At 73.0% G+C, this 17,095-nt stretch carries 16 protein-coding genes and 2 tRNA genes; 2 read left to right on the top strand and 16 right to left on the bottom strand.

Annotated features, from left to right (window positions below; translation table 11 throughout):
* Positions 1-8: 8 nt before the first annotated feature.
* The 4 genes from HJG43_14475 to HJG43_14490 are packed head-to-tail and all read right to left on the bottom strand — an operon-like array spanning position 9 to position 2,239.
* The gene (locus tag HJG43_14475) at positions 9-644 is read right to left on the bottom strand and encodes an aminodeoxychorismate/anthranilate synthase component II (protein UER55544.1); all 636 of its coding nucleotides are present in this window, start codon (positions 642-644) and stop codon (positions 9-11) included.
* A gap of 14 nt (positions 645-658) precedes the next feature.
* On the bottom strand, positions 659-814 hold the full coding sequence (locus HJG43_14480; protein UER55545.1) for a hypothetical protein: 156 nt from the start codon (positions 812-814) through the stop codon (positions 659-661).
* Between the two features lie 4 nt (positions 815-818).
* Positions 819-1,538 carry a class E sortase gene (locus tag HJG43_14485; protein ID UER55546.1) on the bottom strand — a complete coding sequence of 240 codons (720 nt, stop codon included), beginning with the start codon at positions 1,536-1,538 and terminating at the stop codon, positions 819-821.
* Complete coding sequence (locus HJG43_14490) at positions 1,535-2,239, bottom strand: DUF881 domain-containing protein (GenBank protein UER56005.1); 705 nt, start codon at positions 2,237-2,239, stop codon at positions 1,535-1,537. The genes HJG43_14485 and HJG43_14490 overlap by 4 nt, the downstream gene beginning before the upstream one ends.
* A gap of 210 nt (positions 2,240-2,449) precedes the next feature.
* Between HJG43_14490 and HJG43_14495 the strand changes: the two genes are divergently transcribed.
* Positions 2,450-2,725, top strand: coding sequence for a cell division protein CrgA (locus HJG43_14495; protein UER55547.1), 276 nt, complete (start codon positions 2,450-2,452; stop codon positions 2,723-2,725).
* 146 nt (positions 2,726-2,871) lie between these two features.
* Here HJG43_14495 and HJG43_14500 read toward each other — a convergent pair whose 3' ends face one another.
* Both HJG43_14500 and HJG43_14505 read right to left on the bottom strand, forming a co-directional pair.
* Entirely contained in the window at positions 2,872-3,726 is an 855-nt protein-coding gene (locus HJG43_14500; protein ID UER55548.1) for a rhomboid family intramembrane serine protease, read from the bottom strand.
* A complete protein-coding gene (locus tag HJG43_14505; protein UER55549.1) occupies positions 3,723-4,244 on the bottom strand; it encodes a peptidylprolyl isomerase in 522 nt (173 codons plus the stop codon). Before HJG43_14505 ends, HJG43_14500 begins: the two co-directional genes overlap by 4 nt.
* Before the next feature lie 124 nt (positions 4,245-4,368).
* Here HJG43_14505 and HJG43_14510 point away from each other — a divergent pair, with 124 nt between their 5' ends.
* A complete protein-coding gene (locus tag HJG43_14510) occupies positions 4,369-5,217 on the top strand; it encodes a DUF5324 family protein (GenBank protein UER55550.1) in 849 nt (282 codons plus the stop codon).
* A 62-nt stretch (positions 5,218-5,279) separates the two neighbouring features.
* Here the strand turns inward: HJG43_14510 and HJG43_14515 are convergent, their stop codons facing one another.
* The 10 genes from HJG43_14515 to dnaN form a co-directional block, all read right to left on the bottom strand.
* Positions 5,280-6,806 (bottom strand): CYTH and CHAD domain-containing protein, encoded by a 1,527-nt coding sequence (locus HJG43_14515; GenBank protein ID UER55551.1) that lies wholly within the window; start codon positions 6,804-6,806, stop codon positions 5,280-5,282.
* Between the two features lie 61 nt (positions 6,807-6,867).
* Positions 6,868-6,940: transfer RNA gene (locus HJG43_14520), tRNA-Ala, on the bottom strand.
* Between the two features lie 176 nt (positions 6,941-7,116).
* Positions 7,117-7,190 (bottom strand) — tRNA-Ile (locus tag HJG43_14525).
* 97 nt (positions 7,191-7,287) lie between these two features.
* Positions 7,288-7,752 carry a DUF3566 domain-containing protein gene (locus HJG43_14530; GenBank protein ID UER56006.1) on the bottom strand — a complete coding sequence of 155 codons (465 nt, stop codon included), beginning with the start codon at positions 7,750-7,752 and terminating at the stop codon, positions 7,288-7,290.
* 32 nt (positions 7,753-7,784) lie between these two features.
* Positions 7,785-10,367 carry a DNA gyrase subunit A gene (gene gyrA / locus HJG43_14535; GenBank protein UER55552.1) on the bottom strand — a complete coding sequence of 861 codons (2,583 nt, stop codon included), beginning with the start codon at positions 10,365-10,367 and terminating at the stop codon, positions 7,785-7,787.
* Between the two features lie 94 nt (positions 10,368-10,461).
* The gene (gyrB, locus tag HJG43_14540; GenBank protein ID UER55553.1) at positions 10,462-12,552 is read right to left on the bottom strand and encodes a DNA topoisomerase (ATP-hydrolyzing) subunit B; all 2,091 of its coding nucleotides are present in this window, start codon (positions 12,550-12,552) and stop codon (positions 10,462-10,464) included.
* Between the two features lie 252 nt (positions 12,553-12,804).
* Entirely contained in the window at positions 12,805-13,305 is a 501-nt protein-coding gene (locus tag HJG43_14545; GenBank protein ID UER56007.1) for a DUF721 domain-containing protein, read from the bottom strand.
* Between the two features lie 61 nt (positions 13,306-13,366).
* Positions 13,367-14,518 carry a DNA replication/repair protein RecF gene (gene recF, locus HJG43_14550; protein ID UER55554.1) on the bottom strand — a complete coding sequence of 384 codons (1,152 nt, stop codon included), beginning with the start codon at positions 14,516-14,518 and terminating at the stop codon, positions 13,367-13,369.
* Between the two features lie 60 nt (positions 14,519-14,578).
* The gene (gene gnd, locus HJG43_14555; GenBank protein ID UER55555.1) at positions 14,579-15,544 is read right to left on the bottom strand and encodes a decarboxylating 6-phosphogluconate dehydrogenase; all 966 of its coding nucleotides are present in this window, start codon (positions 15,542-15,544) and stop codon (positions 14,579-14,581) included.
* A 24-nt stretch (positions 15,545-15,568) separates the two neighbouring features.
* Positions 15,569-16,699, bottom strand: coding sequence for a DNA polymerase III subunit beta (dnaN, locus tag HJG43_14560; protein ID UER55556.1), 1,131 nt, complete (start codon positions 16,697-16,699; stop codon positions 15,569-15,571).
* Between the last annotated feature and the right edge of the window lie 396 nt (positions 16,700-17,095).

Consider the following 17,095-nt stretch of genomic DNA (forward strand, 5'->3'; position numbering starts at 1 on the left):
TTGCATGATCACGAAGGGGGGTGGGGGGCCAGGGGGGCCAGGCCGGCGGAGCGGGCGACCGCGCCGGGGTCCCCGCACGTGGTCAGCCAGTTCGCCAGCAATCGGTGACCGCCCTCGGTCAGCACCGACTCCGGGTGGAACTGCACCCCGTGGACCGGCTGCTCCCGGTGCTGCAGCGCCATCACCACCCCGCCGTCGGTCCGTGCGGTGACGAGGAGGTCGTCCGGCACGGTGGACTCCACGACGGCCAGGGAGTGGTAGCGGGTCGCCGTGAACGGGCTCGGCAGCCCGTCGAGCACCCCCACGCCGTCGTGGACGACGCGGCTCGTCTTGCCGTGCACGAGCTCGTCGGCGTGCGTGACGGTCGCTCCGTGCACCTCGGCGATCACCTGGTGTCCCAGGCAGATGCCGAGCAGCGGCGTCCCGGTCCGCACCACGTGCCGGACGAGGTCGCTGCACACCCCCGCCGAGGCCGGCGTACCCGGCCCGGGCGAGAGCAGGACGCCGTCGACGTCGTCCGCCGCCTCCACCCCGACGGCGTCGTTGCGCACCACCCGGCAGCTGGCGCCGAGCTGGCGCAGGTAGCCGACGATGGTGAAGACGAAGCTGTCGTAGTTGTCGACGACGAGGACGTGGGGGGCCACGGACCCATCCTGCCTCAGCCGACGGTGTTGTCGTTGAACGGCAGGTAGGGCGCCACCGCGGGGAAGACCCAGACGAACAGCACCGCCACGACCGCGACGACCAGCACCAGCGCGAGCAGCACCTTCACCGCGACCGGACCGGGAAGAGAGCGCCAGATCCATCCGTACACCGGCTCAGTCCTCCGTCCTCTCGGGTGCCGCAGCCAGCTCGGGCGGCGGGCCGGCGTCCCGGGGCAGCCAGGTGTCGAGCTCGGCGTGCACGATGTACCGCTCGCGCGCCGAGTACATCGGGTGGCACGCGGTGAGTGTCATGAGCCGCTCGGACGGCTCCGCCTGCGGGTCCCCGGGCACCGGAGCCACCACCTCCACCCGGTCCGGCGAGACGATCTGGTGCTCACGCATCCGGTAGACGTACCAGGCGTCGGCGGTCTCGACGACGATCGGGTCCCCGGGGCGCAGCTCGGCGATGAGGTTGAGCGGCCGCCCGTAGGTGACCCGGTGGCCGGCGACCGAGAAGTTGCCGACCGACCCGGGCAGCGCCGTGCCCGGGTAGTGGCCGAGGACGCCGTCGTTGAGCACCTCCTCGAGCCCGATGCCCTCGTCGACCGGGACGGCGTAGTCCGGGCCGAACCGGGGGACGTGCACGAGCGCGAAGGACTCCCCCTCCTGCACCGGTGACGGCACCGGGGGCTCGGACGGCGGGGGGTCGGGGTCCGCAGCCGGTTCCGCCGCGGCCGGCTCGGTCCACGATCCCCGCAGCCGGTCGGCGGCGGCCTGCTGCTCGCGTCCTGCCTCGACGTCGGTCCACCACAGCTGCCAGGCCACGAACAGGAGCAGCAGGACACCGAGAGTGAGGAGCACCTCCCCGACGCCCCGGACGACGGACCGGATCACGCGTCCTCCAGCGCCTCGGCGTACCGCAGCTCGAGCGACCCCTCGAACGCCGGCACCTCCACCGAGGGCAGCACCCGGGTGCTCCACCCCAGGCCGTACGCGTCGACGTACTCACGGTAGATCTGGACGTCCCGGGACTCCTCGAGGGCGCGCAGCAGCGCGCCGGTGTCCCCGACGGCGCGGATGGTGTACGGCGGGCTGTAGACCCGGCCCTGCAGGCGCAGGGTGCTGCCGACGCAGCGCACGGCGCTGGTGGAGATCACCCGCTGGTCCATGAGCGTCATGGCCTCCGCGCCACCGGCCCACAGGGCGTTGACGACGGCCTGCACGTCCTCCTGGTGGACGACGAGCAGGTCGGCGGCCACCCCCTCGGGGAGGGGCCGGTCCCGCGGTACGTCGTCGAGGACGACCTCGACCCCCGGGCCCTCGACCGGCTGGGTGCCGCTGGCGAAGCCGAGCGTGTCGGCCACGGCCTGCAGGTCCTGCACCTGGGTGTCGCCGGTGCGCTCGCTGAGCTCCTCGACCTCGGCCCGCAGCTGGGTGACCCGTTCCGCCTTGGCCTCGACGTCCTTGGTCTCGGCGGCGATGAGGGCGGGCAGGTCGGCCACATCGGTGCGCAGGTCGTCGCCGTCAGCCACGGTGGCGCTGGCGGAGAACAGCAGGCCGGCCACGACGAGCACCGCGGTCACGCCGAGGGGCAGCCCCCGGCGCCTCTGGTGCCCTCGGTCCGCTGAGTCCACGTCGACTTCCACCGCTCCTGTCGTCCGTCCGTCGTCCGTTCCCGCCACCGCGTGCCCGCTCGTGCCCCGGGAAGTCCTTCGGCACTACGCTAGACGTCTCAGGCGGTCCGGTCGTTCCGCCGTGCACAGATCAGCCGCGCTGATCCCGCCCCTGGTCCCGAGGAGGAACCCGTGCCCGAGTCGAGGAGCCGTCGCAAGGCCGCCTACACGCCGCCCCCGACGTCCTCGTCCGGACCGAAGCCGAACCCGCCGTGGTTCGTCCCGGTGATGCTCGGCCTCATGCTCCTCGGGCTGGTCTGGATCGTCGTGTACTACCTCAGCCAGGGCCAGTACCCGCTGCCGACCCTGTCCCTCGGCGGCGGTGAGTGGACTCCCGGCAACTGGAACCTCGTGATCGGCTTCGTCTTCATCATGGCCGGGTTCCTCATGACCACCCGCTGGCGCTGAGCGCACCGCACTCACCCGGGCGTCGTCCACAGGGTTCTCCACACCTGGGGACAAGTTCCACCGGTGGAATTACGCCCCTGGAACTCTTGTCCTCAGACCGTGCCGGCGGGCAAGCGAGCAGCTCACGGCGGTCGGGCGCTGGCCGGTCAGACGAGGTAGCGGACGGCGGCGAGGACGACGAGGACGGCCGCGACCGCCGCGGTCCCGGCGACCTGGACGACGGTCCGCCGTTCGCGCGGCGCGTAGGCGAGGACGGCCGCCAGGGCGGCGCCGGTGACCAGCCCGCCGAGGTGCGCCTGCCAGGCGATGTTGGGCAGGACGAAGCCGAGCACGGCGTTGATGCCGAGCACGACGGCGATCTGCCCGAGCCGGCGACCGAGCCGGCGTTGGACGACGACGAGCGCACCGAACAGTCCGAACACCGCACCGGAGGCGCCCACGGTGCTCGTGAGGTACGGGCCGTCGACGAAGCCCGCGAGGAGCACGAAGCCGACCGACCCGCCGAGGGCTGACATGAGGTAGAGCACCGAGAACCGCAACCGGCCGAAGAGGCCCTCGAGGTACGGGCCGAGCAGCCACAACGCGTACATGTTGAAGCCGATGTGCCAGATGGAGCCGGGCGCGTGCAGGAAGGCCGCGGTGAGGAACCGCCACGGCTGCTCGGCCGCGAACGCGGGGGTGAACGCGAAGGTGCTCGTCACGTCCAGCCCCGGGACCCGCTGGGCGAGGAACGCCAGCACGGACACCGTGATGAGGGTCAGGGTGACGACGGGCCGGCCCTCGGCGGCCCGGCCCCCGAACGTCGTCCGGGCCGGGCGGACGGTGCGCGCCTGGTCACGGACGCAGTCGACGCACTGGACGCCGACCGCGGCCGGCCGCTGGCACTCCGGGCAGACGGGACGCTCGCAGCGCTGGCAGCGGACCCAGGACTCCCGGTCGGGGTGCCGGGGACACACCGGGGGCGCAGCGGGCCCGCCCGTGGCGGGGAGGTCCCCACTCACTCCTCGATCGTCACCCGCTCGATGACGACGTCCTGGCGCGGCTTGTCCTGCGGGCCGGTCGGGACGGCGGCGATGGCGTCGACGACCTCCCGGCTCGGCGCGTCGGCGACCTCGCCGAAGATCGTGTGCTTGCCGGTGAGCCACGTCGTCGGCGCGACGGTGATGAAGAACTGGGAGCCGTTCGTGCCCTTGCCCATCCGCTTGCCCGCGTTGGCCATCGCCAGCAGGTAGGGCCGGTCGAACGACAGCTCGGGGTGGATCTCGTCGTCGAACACGTAACCGGGACCGCCGGTCCCGGTGCCCAACGGGCAGCCGCCCTGGATCATGAAGCCGGGGATGACGCGGTGGAACGTCAGGCCGTCGTAGAACGGCTCCGAGGACGTCGAGCCGGACCTCGGGTCGGTCCACTCCCGGGTGCCCGTGGCCAGTCCGGTGAAGTTGCGGACCGTCTTGGGGGCGTGGTTCTCGAACAGCTCGATACGGATGTCGCCGTGGGACGTGTGCAGGGTCGCGAACATGACGCCCATCCTGTCACGCACGTCACGCCCGGCCGGCCCCGGCGGGCAGGCGCACGCCGGGAGGGGCAGGATGGGGCACCACGACCACCAGGCCCGGACCAGACGGGCCCGAGGGGAGGACTGCGTGTTCCGTACGAAGAGCGGTTCCGGACGAACCACCGAGCAGCTGCGGGAGTCCACCGAGCACCTGCGCCAGTCCGCCGAGGAGGTGCGTCAGCGGCTGAGCCCGGCCGCCGAGCGGGCTGCCGAACGGGCGCGGGAGAGTGCCCTGACCGCCGGCGCGACAGCCCGGGAGTGGGCCCAGCCCCGGCTGGAGAACGCCCGCACCCGGGGACTGGAGACGGCCGCTCCCAAGGTGGAGGCCGCGGCCGAGGCGCTCGCCCCGAGGGTGGACGCCGCCCGCGACAAGATCGTGGACGACGTGCTGCCGCGGCTCGTCGAGGCGGTGACGGCGGCCGCCGCCGCCGCGCAGGCCAAGGCGGACGCGGCGCACGACCGCAGCATGGTGGCCCTCGCCGAGACCGAGAAGCAGGCGAAGAAGAGCGCCAAGGCGGCCCGCGCAGCGCGCCGGCGCGAGGAGAGGCACACCGGGCGGACCGTGCTGCTGGTCTCCGTGCTCGCCGCGGCCGTCGCCGCAGGATGGGCCGTCTGGCGCTCCACCCGCCCGGTGGAGAACCCGTGGGCGAGCGGGACGGGGACTGCCCCGAGCTACGGGACCAGCGGCAGCCGGCTCAGCGGCGGCACCACCGGTGGCGGGCTCGGTACGGGCACCCTGGCGAGTGAGAGCACGGACGTCGACACCCCGGCACCCGACGGGTCGCCCGAGGCACAGGCCGGAGAGGCCCTGGCGTCCGGTGAGGCGAGCTCAGCCCTGGACGCCGACGCCGCCGGCACCGGGACGGCGGAGGTCCCCGGCGTCCCGGCCGAGGGCGAGAGCACGGACGAGCCGAAGAACGAGCCCGGCCGGGGGTAGGCCGGCCGGAGTCGAGTGGACCGCTGAGGCGTGGACGTAGCGCTTCGGTGGGGACGCACCGCTCAGGACCGCGTCCAGCGGTGCAGCTTCTGTCGCGACGCCGCCCGCCACGCGTCGCGGTACGTGCTCCGAGCCGCCGCGGCCGCTGCCTCCTCGAGCCCAGCCACGAAGCCGTAGGCGAACGTGTCCTCGCCGGCGGCGTACGCCTGGGCTGCCATCTCGGCGAGCGTCTCGCGCGCCACCTGACTGTCCTGGTGCTCGCCGAGCACCTCCTGGACCCGCTCCATCGCCGCGGCAAACCGTGCCGCGTCCTTGCCGAAGGCGGGCTGGAGCGCCTCGCCGGCGTACCGCGCGCGCTTGGCGGCCTTGCGGACCTCGTGCAGGGCGGTCGCCCTCTCCCCGGGTGTGACCGCTGCATCGGCTGCCTGGTGCGCCCGGCGCAGGGCCTTCCACGCCTTCCGGGCCCTGCCCGGCAGCTCCTCGCGCGCCGGACGCCGGGCACGTGGGGTGAGCGGCGGCGCGTCGAGCAGGCCGTCGAGGTCGTCCAGCAGCCGCAGGTAGCGGGGGCTGGCGAGCTGGTGGAGCATCTCGGCGCGCGCGTGGTCGTACCTGCGGGAGAGGCCGGCGTCCACCCGCGCCCGAGCCGCCGCGGTCCCCGGACCGACCGGGGCGGCGTCGAACCGGTCGCGCAGGCGGTCGCGAAGGACCTCGGCGTCCCGGACGTCGCCGAGGAGGCCGGCGAGCCACCGCAGCTCGCCGCGAAGCGCGTCGGTGTGCCCGCGGGCGAGGTAGGGCCGGAACGTCGTCAGGGCTGCCCGCAGTCGCCGGGACGCGACGCGCATCTGGTGCACTGCGTCCTCGGCGTCCAGCCGGACCAGCGGATCGGCCGCCGTGATCGCCGCGACCTGCTGGCGCAGGTAGGCCAGCGCCACTGCGGCGGCGTCGCTGTCCCTGCCGAGGTCCGCCGGCGCCTGGCGCCGGGGCGGCATCCGGCCGCCGAGCGCGCGCTCCAGCTTCGATCCTGCGACGGCGCGGGAGGCACCCGCCCGTTCCAGTGCGGCCGTGACCGCTCTCAGCAGGTCTGCGTCGCCCTCGACCAGCTCGGCCTCCACCTCGCGCCAAGCGGTAGAGATCGCCTCGTCTCCGCACACCTCGGCTGTGACGTGGTCGTCCACGAGCTCGGCAAGCACCGGACCGCCCCGCTCGTCGCCGACGAGACGGTGGACGACGCGGGAGGTCGTGATCTGCGCCACCGGCCTCAGGGTCTCACCGCGCAGGTGGGCCAGGACCAGGCCACGAAGCGACACCGGCGGCTCGGTCTCACCGGCTGCGGCCGGTTCGTGCACCTCCTCGCGTCCGTCGGGCCCGTGCGGCAGCTTGAGCTGCCACCCGTCGTCGGGGCCACCGGTTCGCCGGCGCAGCGTGATCCCCTCGGCGATCAGCCGCAGGTCGGCGGCGTCGTAGTACGTCGCCCTCAGCTGGAACACTCCGTCGTGCACCAGGCGAGTCCGGTCGGAGAGACGCACGCTGGTGAGGTCGAAGTCCTCGTCGACCGTGAACTTCCGCTCGACCTCGAGCTGGTTGTGCATCTGCCGTCTCCTTAGGCGCCGGGGGCGCCAGCAGCCACGTACTGGCCTTCGGAGTCTGGGGTGGAGGCGAGGGGACTCGAACCCCTAACCCCCTGCTTGCAAAGCAGGTGCGCTACCACTTGCGCCACGCCCCCCGGGGCCCGGGGTCAGACCCGGTCGGTCGCCTCCGCCCACAGGTCCCGCTCGGCGCGCTCGGCGCGCAGCCGCTGCCAGACGACGACGCCCGCGGCGGCGGCCGCCGCCAGCGTGAGCAGCTTCTTCACGACGACCTCCACAGCGTGGGACGGACAGCGGGCCTCGCAGGAGGCAGTGGGCCTAAGAGGACTTGAACCTCTGACCTCTTCCTTATCAGGGAAGCGCTCTAACCGACTGAGCTATAGGCCCGTGGTGCCGCACGAGGGTACCCCAGCGCGTCGGGGCCTCCCAAACCGACCGCCGCGGTCGGAAGGGCAGTCGGGCCCGGTCGACGGCCGACGGGATCTCAGTCGTCGGACAGGGTCACGTGCAGCCCGCCGACGAGTGCGCTGGACAGGTTGTACAGGAACGACCCCAGCGTCGCGATCGCGGTGAGCAGCACGACGTCGACGACGGCAACGACCGTGGCCAGCGACAGCACCTGGGAGAAGCCGACGTAGTCCTCCAGGCTGAACGCCGGGTCGCCGAGGATCTGGCCGATGACGTCGGACAGGTCCGCGAACACGCCCATCCCGTCCAGGATCGACCACAGCATGCCGGCCGCGACGACGAGGGCGATCCCGATCGCCACCGACAGCAGGAACGCCAGCTTCATCACCGACCACGGGTCGACCCGGGAGACCGTGAGCCGCACCTTGCGCGGCGCCGGGGGAGCCGGTCGGGGCGCCGCGGACGACGGGCGCTGGGCGGGGCCGCCGGACGCGTCCCGGGTCTCGGCCGGGCGGCCCTGAGGCGTCCGTGACGCGGTCACCGTCGGCCCCGGCGGGGACTGCTCGGACGGGCTCACGCCTCACCTCCGTCGTCGGACGGCTCCGACGGTACGGCATCGCCGGCGGTCTCGGCCGTCCCCGCGCCGTCCGGCACGTCGTCGGGGCTCTCGTCCCCGATCTCCTCCTCGATGGCACGCTCGGCGTTGCGCGCCACCGCGATGATGGAGTCGCCGGGGTCCGGCGTCGCGAACTTCACCCCGGAGGTGTTCCGGCCGGTGGAGCGGACCTCGGACACCCGCGAGCGGACGATCTTGCCCTTCTCCATGACGACGAGCACCTCGTCGTCCGGGCCGACGATGAGGGCTCCGACGAGGTCCCCGCCGCGCTCGGTGATCGCGGCGACCTTGATCCCCAGCCCGCCGCGGCCCTGCACCCGGTACTGCGCCACCGGGGTGCGCTTGGCCAGGCCGTTCTCGAAGACGACGAACACGTCGTCCGGCGTGCCCTCCCGGACGACGTCCATCGCCAGCAGCTCGTCGTCCCCGCGGAACTTCATCCCGGTGACCCCGGAGGTCGCCCGGCCCATCGGCCGCAGGCTCTCGTCAGTAGCCGTGAACCGCAGCGACTGACCCTTGCGGGAGACCAGCAGCAGGTCGTCCTCGGCGGAGGCGAGGCGGGCGGACACCAGCTCGTCGCCGTCCCGCAGGTTGATCGCGATCACCCCGCCGGACCGGTTGGAGTCGTACTCGGTCAGCCGGGTCTTCTTCACCAGCCCGCGCCGGGTGGCCAGCACGAGGTACGGGGCCTGCGTGTAGCTCTCCAGCGCCAGCACCTGGGCGATCTCCTCGCCGGGCTGGAAGGCGAGCAGGTTGGCGATGTGCTGGCCTCGCGCGTCCCGGCCCCCCTCGGGCAGCTCGTACGCCTTGGCCCGGTAGACGCGGCCGAGGTTGGTGAAGAACAGCAGCCAGTGGTGGGTCGAGGTGGTGAAGAAGTGGCTCACGACGTCGTCGGCCCGCAGCTGCGCCCCGCGCACCCCCTTGCCGCCGCGGCGCTGGGACCGGTACTGGTCCACCCGGGTCCGCTTGGCGTACCCGCCGCGGGTGATGGTGACGACGACGTCCTCCTGCGGGACGAGGTCCTCCATCGACATGTCCCCGTCGAAGGGCACCACCCGGGTGCGCCGCTCGTCGCCGTACTTGTCGACGATCTCGGTGAGCTCCTCGCTGACGATCCGACGCTGCCGCTGGGGGTCGGCGAGGATCGCCTCGTAGTCGGCGATGAGGGTCTGCAGCTCGGCGAACCGGTCCTCGATCTTCTGCCGCTCGAGGGCCGCCAGCCGGCGCAGCTGCATGTTGAGGATCGCGGTCGCCTGCACCTCGTCGATGTCGAGGAGGTCCATCAGCCCGGTGCGGGCGACCTCGACCGTGGCGCTGGCCCGGATCAGCGCGATCACCTCGTCGAGCGCGTCGAGCGCCTTGAGGTAGCCGCGCAGGATGTGCGCCTCCTGCTCGGCCTCCCGCAGCCGGTAGCGGGTCCGCCGGACGATGACCTCGATCTGGTGGTCGACCCAGTACCGGACGAACGCGTCGAGGCTCAGGGTGCGCGGCACGCCGTCGACGAGGGCCAGCATGTTGGCGCCGAAGGTGTACTGCAGCTGGGTGTGCTTGTAGAGGTTGTTGAGCACCACCTTGGCGATGGCGTCACGCTTGAGCACGATGACCAGCCGCTGCCCGGTGCGCCCGGACGTCTCGTCCCGGATGTCCGCGATGCCGGCGAGGCGGCCGTCCTTGACCAGCTGGGCGATCGTCTGCGCCAGGTTGTCCGGGTTGACCTGGTAGGGCAGCTCGGTGACGACGAGGCAGGTGCGGCCCTGGATCTCCTCGACCTCCACCACCGCGCGCATCGTGATCGACCCGCGGCCGGTGCGGTAGGCCTCCTCGATGCCGCGGCGACCGAGGACGAGGGCTCCGGTCGGGAAGTCCGGCCCCTGGATCCGGGCGATGAGGGCGTCGAGGAGCTCCTCCTTAGAGGCGTCCGGGTTCTCCAGCAGCCACTGGACGCCGGCCGCGACCTCGCGCAGGTTGTGCGGGGGGATGTTGGTCGCCATCCCGACGGCGATGCCGGCGGACCCGTTGACGAGCAGGTTCGGGAACCGGCTCGGCAGGATCACCGGCTCCTTGGTGCGCCCGTCGTAGTTGTCGACGAAGTCGACGGTGTCCTCGGTGATGTCACGGACCATCTCCATGGCCAGCGGCGCCAGCCGGCACTCGGTGTACCGGGGGGCGGCGGCCGGGTCGTTGCCCGGGGAGCCGAAGTTGCCCTGGCCCGCCACCAGCGGGTACCGCATCGACCAGTCCTGGACCAGCCGTACGAGGGTGTCGTAGATCGCCTGGTCGCCGTGCGGGTGGTACTGCCCCATGACGTCACCGACGACCCTGGAGCACTTGGAGAACGCGCGGTCCGGTCGGTAGCCGCCGTCGTACATCGCGTACAGGACGCGGCGGTGCACCGGCTTGAGACCGTCCCGCACCTCCGGCAGCGCCCGCCCCACGATCACACTCATCGCGTAGTCGAGGTAGGACCGCTGCATCTCCAGCTGCAGGTCGACGGTCTCGACCCGGTCGCCGGCCGACGGGGTGGGGGGCTGCTCGGTCACGGGCGTCCTTCGTCGTCAGGGTGGCGGGACTGCATGATCACGGTTGGGGGGTCGGGGGTGGAGGGGTCAGGGTGGAGGGGGTCGGGGGTGGGGGTCAGATGTCGAGGAAGCGGACGTCCTTGGCGTTGCGCTGGATGAACGCCCGCCGGGACTCGACGTCCTCACCCATGAGCACGGAGAAGATCTCGTCGGCGGCGGCCGCGTCGTCGATGGTCACCATCCGCAGCGTGCGGTGCTCGGGGTCCATCGTCGTCTCCCACAGCTCGGAGTAGTCCATCTCGCCGAGGCCCTTGTAGCGCTGGATGCCGTTGTCCTTGGGGATCCGCTTGCCCGCGGCGATCCCCTCGCGCAGCAGGGCGTCGCGCTCCTTGTCGCTGTAGACGTACTCGTGCGGGGCGTTGCTCCACTTCAGCCGGTACAGCGGCGGCTGGGCGAGGTAGACGTGGCCGTTCTCGATGAGCGGCTTCATGTAGCGGAACAGCAGGGTCAGCAGCAGCGTCGAGATGTGCTGGCCGTCGACGTCGGCGTCCGCCATCAGGATGATCTTGTGGTACCTCAGCCGGGCGAGGTCGAAGTCCTCCCCGATGCCGGTGCCGAACGCGGTGATGAGCGCCTGGACCTCGAGGTTGCCCAGCGCCTTGTCGATCCGGGCCTTCTCGACGTTGAGGATCTTGCCGCGGATCGGCAGGATCGCCTGCGTCTCGGGGTTGCGGCCGCGGACGGCGGAGCCGCCGGCGGAGTCGCCCTCGACGATGAACACCTCGGTGCGCACGGGGTCGTTGAGCTGGCAGTCCCGCAGCTTGCCCGGCATCCCGCCGGACTCCAGCAGCCCCTTGCGCCGGGTCGCCTCCCGGGCCTTGCGTGCGGCCATCCGGGCCGCGGCCGCCTGGATGGCCTTGCGGACGACGTCCTTGGCCTCCCGCGGGTTGCGCTCGAACCAGTCGGCGAGCTCGTCGGTGACCACCCGCTGGACGAACCCCTTGACCTCGGTGTTGCCGAGCTTGGTCTTGGTCTGGCCCTCGAACTGCGGGTCCGCCAGCTTGATCGACACGACGGCGGTGAGGCCCTCGCGGACGTCCTCGCCGGTGAGGTTGAGGTCCTTCTCCTTGAGCAGGTTCTGCTCGCGGGCGTACCGGTTGACGAGCGTGGTCAGCGCCGCCCGGAAGCCCTCCTCGTGAGTGCCGCCCTCGTGGGTGTTGATGGTGTTGGCGTAGGTGTGGACGCTCTCGGAGTACGCGCCCGTCCACTGCATCGCGACCTCGAGGCTCATCCGCCGGTCGGCGTCCTCGGTCTCGAAGGAGATCACCTCGGGGTGGATCTTCTCGGTCTTCTTCGAGGAGTTGAGGTGGGTGACGTAGTCGACGAGTCCGCCGTCGTAGCGGAAGGTCACCGTGCGGGCCGCCGCCTCCTGCGCCGGCCCACCCGTGTCGGCGGCGACGTCGCCGGCGTCCTCAGCGGCGTGCCCCGGGCGCTCGTCGGTCAGCGAGATCGTCAGTCCCTTGTTGAGGAACGCCACCTGCTGGAACCGGCTGCGCAACGTCTCGAAGTCGAAGTCGGTGGTCTCGAAGATGTCGGGGTTCGGCCAGAAGGTCACCGTGGTGCCCGTGCGGTCGGTCGGCTCCCCCTTGGCCAGCGGCGCCTCCGGCACGCCCTGCAGGTAGGCCTGCCGCCAGACGTGACCCTGCCGGCGCACCTCGACCTCGAGCCGGGTGGACAGGGCGTTGACGACGGACACGCCAACCCCGTGCAGGCCACCGGAAACCGCGTACCCGGTGCCCCCGAACTTGCCGCCGGCGTGCAGCACGGTGAGCACGACCTCCACCGCAGGACGGTTCTCCACCGGGTGGACGTCGACGGGGATGCCGCGGCCGTCGTCGACGACCCGGACGCCGCCGTCGGCCAGCAGCGTCACCTCGATCGACGTGGCGTACCCGGCGAGCGCCTCGTCGACGGAGTTGTCGACAACCTCGTAGACGAGGTGGTGCAGCCCGCGCTCCCCGGTGGAGCCGATGTACATGCCGGGACGCTTGCGGACCGCCTCCAAGCCTTCGAGCACCGTGATCGCGCTCGCGTCGTAGCTCCCGGACGACGCCGGCCCGGCCGCGGACGCGTCGACGACGTCGGCGAGGGAGGGTGCCTGGTCGGGGGACGTGTCGGGCTGGGGCGTGCTCGTCTCGTCGGCCACTGGGTCCGGCGCTCCTGTCTCGCGTACGGCGGTCGCAGTCGGGCCGACGGACGCCGGCCTGATGTCGGCGGCCGCCCGGGCCGGACGACCCGCACGGGATCCCGGCGCAGCGGTGGGGACGACCACCGAACTGAGGTCCAGTCTACCCGTCGCGACAGTCCGGACAGGCCGTCCACAGCCCGTGGCGGCCGGCGTGGCGCGCGAAGGGGTTCAGTCACGGGTCCCCGTACGCGCCCCCGGTCCTCGAACGCCTCAGCCGTAGGTGTCGCGGGGACCGCGGCCCTGGACGGTCCGGGGGCCGCGGTGCCAGCTCGGGGCCGTCGGACCGCGTACGACGAGCCGCTCGACGACCCCGGGGCCGAGCTCCTCGCTGATCCGCCGCAGCAGGGTCGGGGTGAGCAGCCGCAGCTGGGTGGCCCACGCGGTGGAGTCGGCGCGGACGGTCAGGACACCGTCCGCGAAGGCCTCGGCGGTGCAGTGCGCGGCGACCTGGTCGCCGACCACCTGCTCCCAGCGGCCGATCACCCCGCCGACGGCGACCGGGGCCTGCCAGCCCCGCTCGGCGACGAGCCGGTCGATGACACCCGCAACCCGCTGCGGGTCCCGGCCGTCGGGGTGGGCCCCGGACCGGCTCTGGCCGGCCACCCGGCGCCGGCCGCGGCCGGCGGCCGGACCAGGCCGGGACGACGGGGTGTGACCTCGGGCGGCGGCAGCCGCCCGGGCCCGGTTCAGGGCCGCGCGGACGGCGTCCACCCCGGTCCCGTCCGGCCCAGCCCCCTCGGCGGGCTCGTCGTCCGGGCCGCGCTCGTGCTCGTCAGCCACCGAGAACCTCCCCGTCGCGCACGGTCAGCCGCGCTCCCTTCAGCTCGGCCGGCACGTCGTCGTCCACCGCGGCGGTGACGAGCACCTGCTCGGCACCGGCCACCAGCTCGGCGAGCCGGCGGCGCCGACCGGTGTCGAGCTCGGCGAACACGTCGTCGAGGACGAGCACCGGCTCCTGCGCCGGGTCAGGATCCTGTCCGTCGCCGCGCAGCAGGTACCACGACGCCAGCCGCAGGGCCAGGGCGTAGGACCAGGACTCGCCGTGGCTGGCGTACCCCCTGGCCGGCAGGTCGCCGAGGGTCAGCACGAGGTCGTCGCGGTGCGGGCCGGTCAGGGTGGTGCCCCGCTCGATCTCCTGGCCGCGTCCACGGGCCAGGTCGGCCCGCAGCGCCTCGGCGAGCTCGTCCCGGCGCGGGACGTCGTCCGGGACGGGGCCGGTCAGCGACCAGCGGTAGCCGATGACCGCGTCCCCCTGGGCGTCGCTGACCTGCCGGTAGGCCTCGGCGACGAACGGGGCGAGCCGGCGGACCAAGTGCAGCCGGGCGGCGACGAGCTCGGCACCGGCCGCAGCGAGGTGGCCGTCCCAGACGTCGAGGGTGGGCAGGTCGGCCGTGCCGCGGCGGGTCGCGCGGGTGGCGCCGGCGGACTTCAGCAGCGCGTTGCGCTGACGCAGCACCCGGTCGTAGTCGGCTCGCACGCCGGCCAGCCGCGGGGCCAGGGCGACGAGCAGCTCGTCGAGGAAGCGGCGACGGGCGTCGGGCTCGCCCTTGACCAGGCCGAGGTCCTCCGGCGCGAACAGCACGGTGCGCAGCGTGCCGAGCACCTCCCGCGGCCGCGGCACCGGGGCGCGATTGAGCCGGGCCCGGTTGGCCCGGCCGGGCACGATCTCGAGCTCGACCAGCGTGGAGCGCCCGCCGCGGTCGACCGCGACCCGCACGACCGCCCGCTCGGCCCCGGCCCGCACCAGCGGGGCGTCGGTGGCCACCCGGTGGCTCCCCAGCGTGGCGATGTAGCCGAGGGCCTCCACGAGGTTCGTCTTACCCTGCCCGTTCGGCCCGACGACGGCCGTCGCCCCCGGGCCGAGGGTGACCTCGGCGCCCCGGTAGGAGCGGAAGTCGGTCAGCGACAGGTGGGTGACGTGCACAGGTTCACGGAGTCCTCGGCGGGTCGGGTGCGGCTGACGGTCGGTGCCGGTCAGGGCCGGTCAGTCCGTGTCGCCGGCGCCGGAGGAGGGACCGGCCTCGTCGGCCTCGGCCTCGGCGCTGACGTCCTCGGTGCCGGACGTCGGCCCGGCCTCGGTCATGGCGTGCCCGCCGAACTGGTGGCGCAGCGCGGCGACCGCCTTCATCGCCGGGGAGTCCTCCTGCCGGGAGGCGAACCGGGCGAACAGGGCAGCGGAGATCACCGGCATCGGGACGGCGTTGTCGATGGCCTCCTGCACGGTCCACCGGCCCTCGCCGGAGTCCTCGACGTAGCCCTTGATCCCGGTCAGACCGGCGTCCTCGTCCAGCGCCTTGACGAGCAGGTCGAGCAGCCAGGAGCGGACGACGGTGCCCCGGCTCCAGGCCTGGAAGCAGCCGTGGACGTCGGTGACGATGTCCTTGGCCGCGAGCAGCTCGTAGCCCTCGGCGTAGGCCTGCATGAGCCCGTACTCGATGCCGTTGTGGACCATCTTCGCGTAGTGGCCGGCGCCGACGTCGCCGGCGTGCACGAAGCCCTCCTCGCGAGGACCCTCCGGGCGCAGCGCGTCGAACACCGGCATCGCCCGCTCGACGTCGTCGGCCGAGCCACCGCACATGAGGCCGTAGCCGTTGTCCAGGCCCCACACCCCGCCGCTGACGCCGCAGTCGAGGTAGCCGATGCCACGTTCGGCGAGAAAGGCGGCGTGCTCCCGGTCGTCGGTGTAGTGGGAGTTCCCGCCCTCGATCACGAGGTCCCCGGCCTCGAGCAGGCCGCCGAGCTCCTCGACGACGCCCCGGGTGATGTCGCCGGCCGGCACCATCACCCACACCGTGCGCGGCGCCGGCAGCGCCTCGACCATGGCTGCGAGGGAGTCGACATCGCTGACCTGCGGGTCCCGGTCGTACCCGGTCACGTCCAGGCCCGCGCGGCGCAGCCGCTCGCGCATGTTGCCGCCCATCCTGCCCAGCCCGACCAGACCGATGTGCACGGTGAGACCTCCCTGCCGCGGTTGTCAGCCCGCCATCCGGACGGGCATCAGCAGGTAACGGTAGGTGTCGTCGGGGTCCCCGTCGCGTTCAGACTGCCCGGTGAGCACGGCCGGCTTGGTCGCCAGCGTGAACGACATCCGGACGTAGTCGGTGGTCAACGCCTGCAGCCCGTCGAGGAGGAACTGCGGGTTGAACGCGATCGTGATGTCCTCGCCGTGCAGGTCCGCCTCGAGCTCCTCGGTCGCCTGGGCGTCGTCGCCCTGGCCTGCGTCCAGTCGCACCTGGCCGTCGGTGAACGCCATCCGCACCGGGGTGTTGCGCTCGGCGACGAGCGCCACCCGGCGGACCGCCTCGACCAGAGCCGCGGTGTGGCACACGGCCCACACCGGCGACTCGGCGGGGAACAGCGACCGCACCTTCGGGTAGTCCCCGTCGACGAGCATCGAGGTGGTCCGGCGGCCGCCGGCCTCGAAGCCGATGAGCCCGGTGCCGCCGTCCGCGGACAGCGCGACGGTGACCTCGCCGCCGCCGCCGAGGGACTTGGCCACGTCGGACAGCGTGCGCGCCCGGACCAGCGCGACCGCTGACGTGCCCGGAGCGGCCGACCGCCACGGCATCTCCCGCAGGGCCAGCCGGTAGCGGTCGGTGGCCAGCAGGGTGATCCGGTCGTCCTCGATCTCCATCCGGACGCCGGTAAGGATCGGCAGGGTCTCGTCCCGGCTCGCCGCGACCGTGACCTGGGCGACCGCTGAGGTCAGCGCCTCACCGGAGACGGTGCCGGCGACCGAGGGCATCGGCGGCAGGTCGGGGTACTCCTCGACCGGCATGGTGGCCAGAGCGAACCGGCTGGCCCCACAGGTGACGGTGACCTTGCTGCCCTCGGCGACGACGTCCACCGGGCGGTTCGGCAGGCTCCGGGAGATGTCGGCGAGCAGCCGCCCGGAGACCAGCGCGGTCCCGCCCTCGGCGACCTCTGCGGGCACCTCGACCCGGGCAGACACCTCGTAGTCGAAGCTGGACAGCACGAGGGTTCCGGCGGTGTCGGCGTCGACCCGGACGCCGGCGAGCACCGGCACCGGAGGACGCGTCGGGAGCGTGCGGGCCGCCCACCCCACCGCCTCGGCCAGGACGTCGCGCTCGACCCGGAACCTCACGCAGCCACGCTCCTTCTCCCCGGCGCGCGACCCGGCGGTCGCGACCAGCCCGTGCTCGGACGCACCCGCCGACCGGCGTGCGCGGGACGACAGTACGGCAGCCGGCGCTGTCAGTGAACAACCGGCTCCGCGGGTGAAGCCGCCCCTGGAGTGCGCGTCCCTGACTGTGCGCGGATCAACTTTCCTCGCACGACAGGACCGTCGTCGTACTCACGGTTGTGGATCCTGTGGACGACGGACGTCAGGCCTGGTCAGGCAGCGCGTCGGGGTGTGCGCCGGGTGTGCACCCCGGCCGGTCGACCGGTGGACGGCTGTGCACGTACCGGCGCTCCCGGACGTCGTCCACGTCGTGTCCACCCTTCGTCCCCAGGCACAGGCCGGTCCGTCCACATGATC

This window comes from Kineosporiaceae bacterium SCSIO 59966 (genome assembly GCA_020881835.1).
In the GTDB taxonomy this organism is placed as follows: domain Bacteria; phylum Actinomycetota; class Actinomycetes; order Actinomycetales; family SCSIO-59966; genus SCSIO-59966.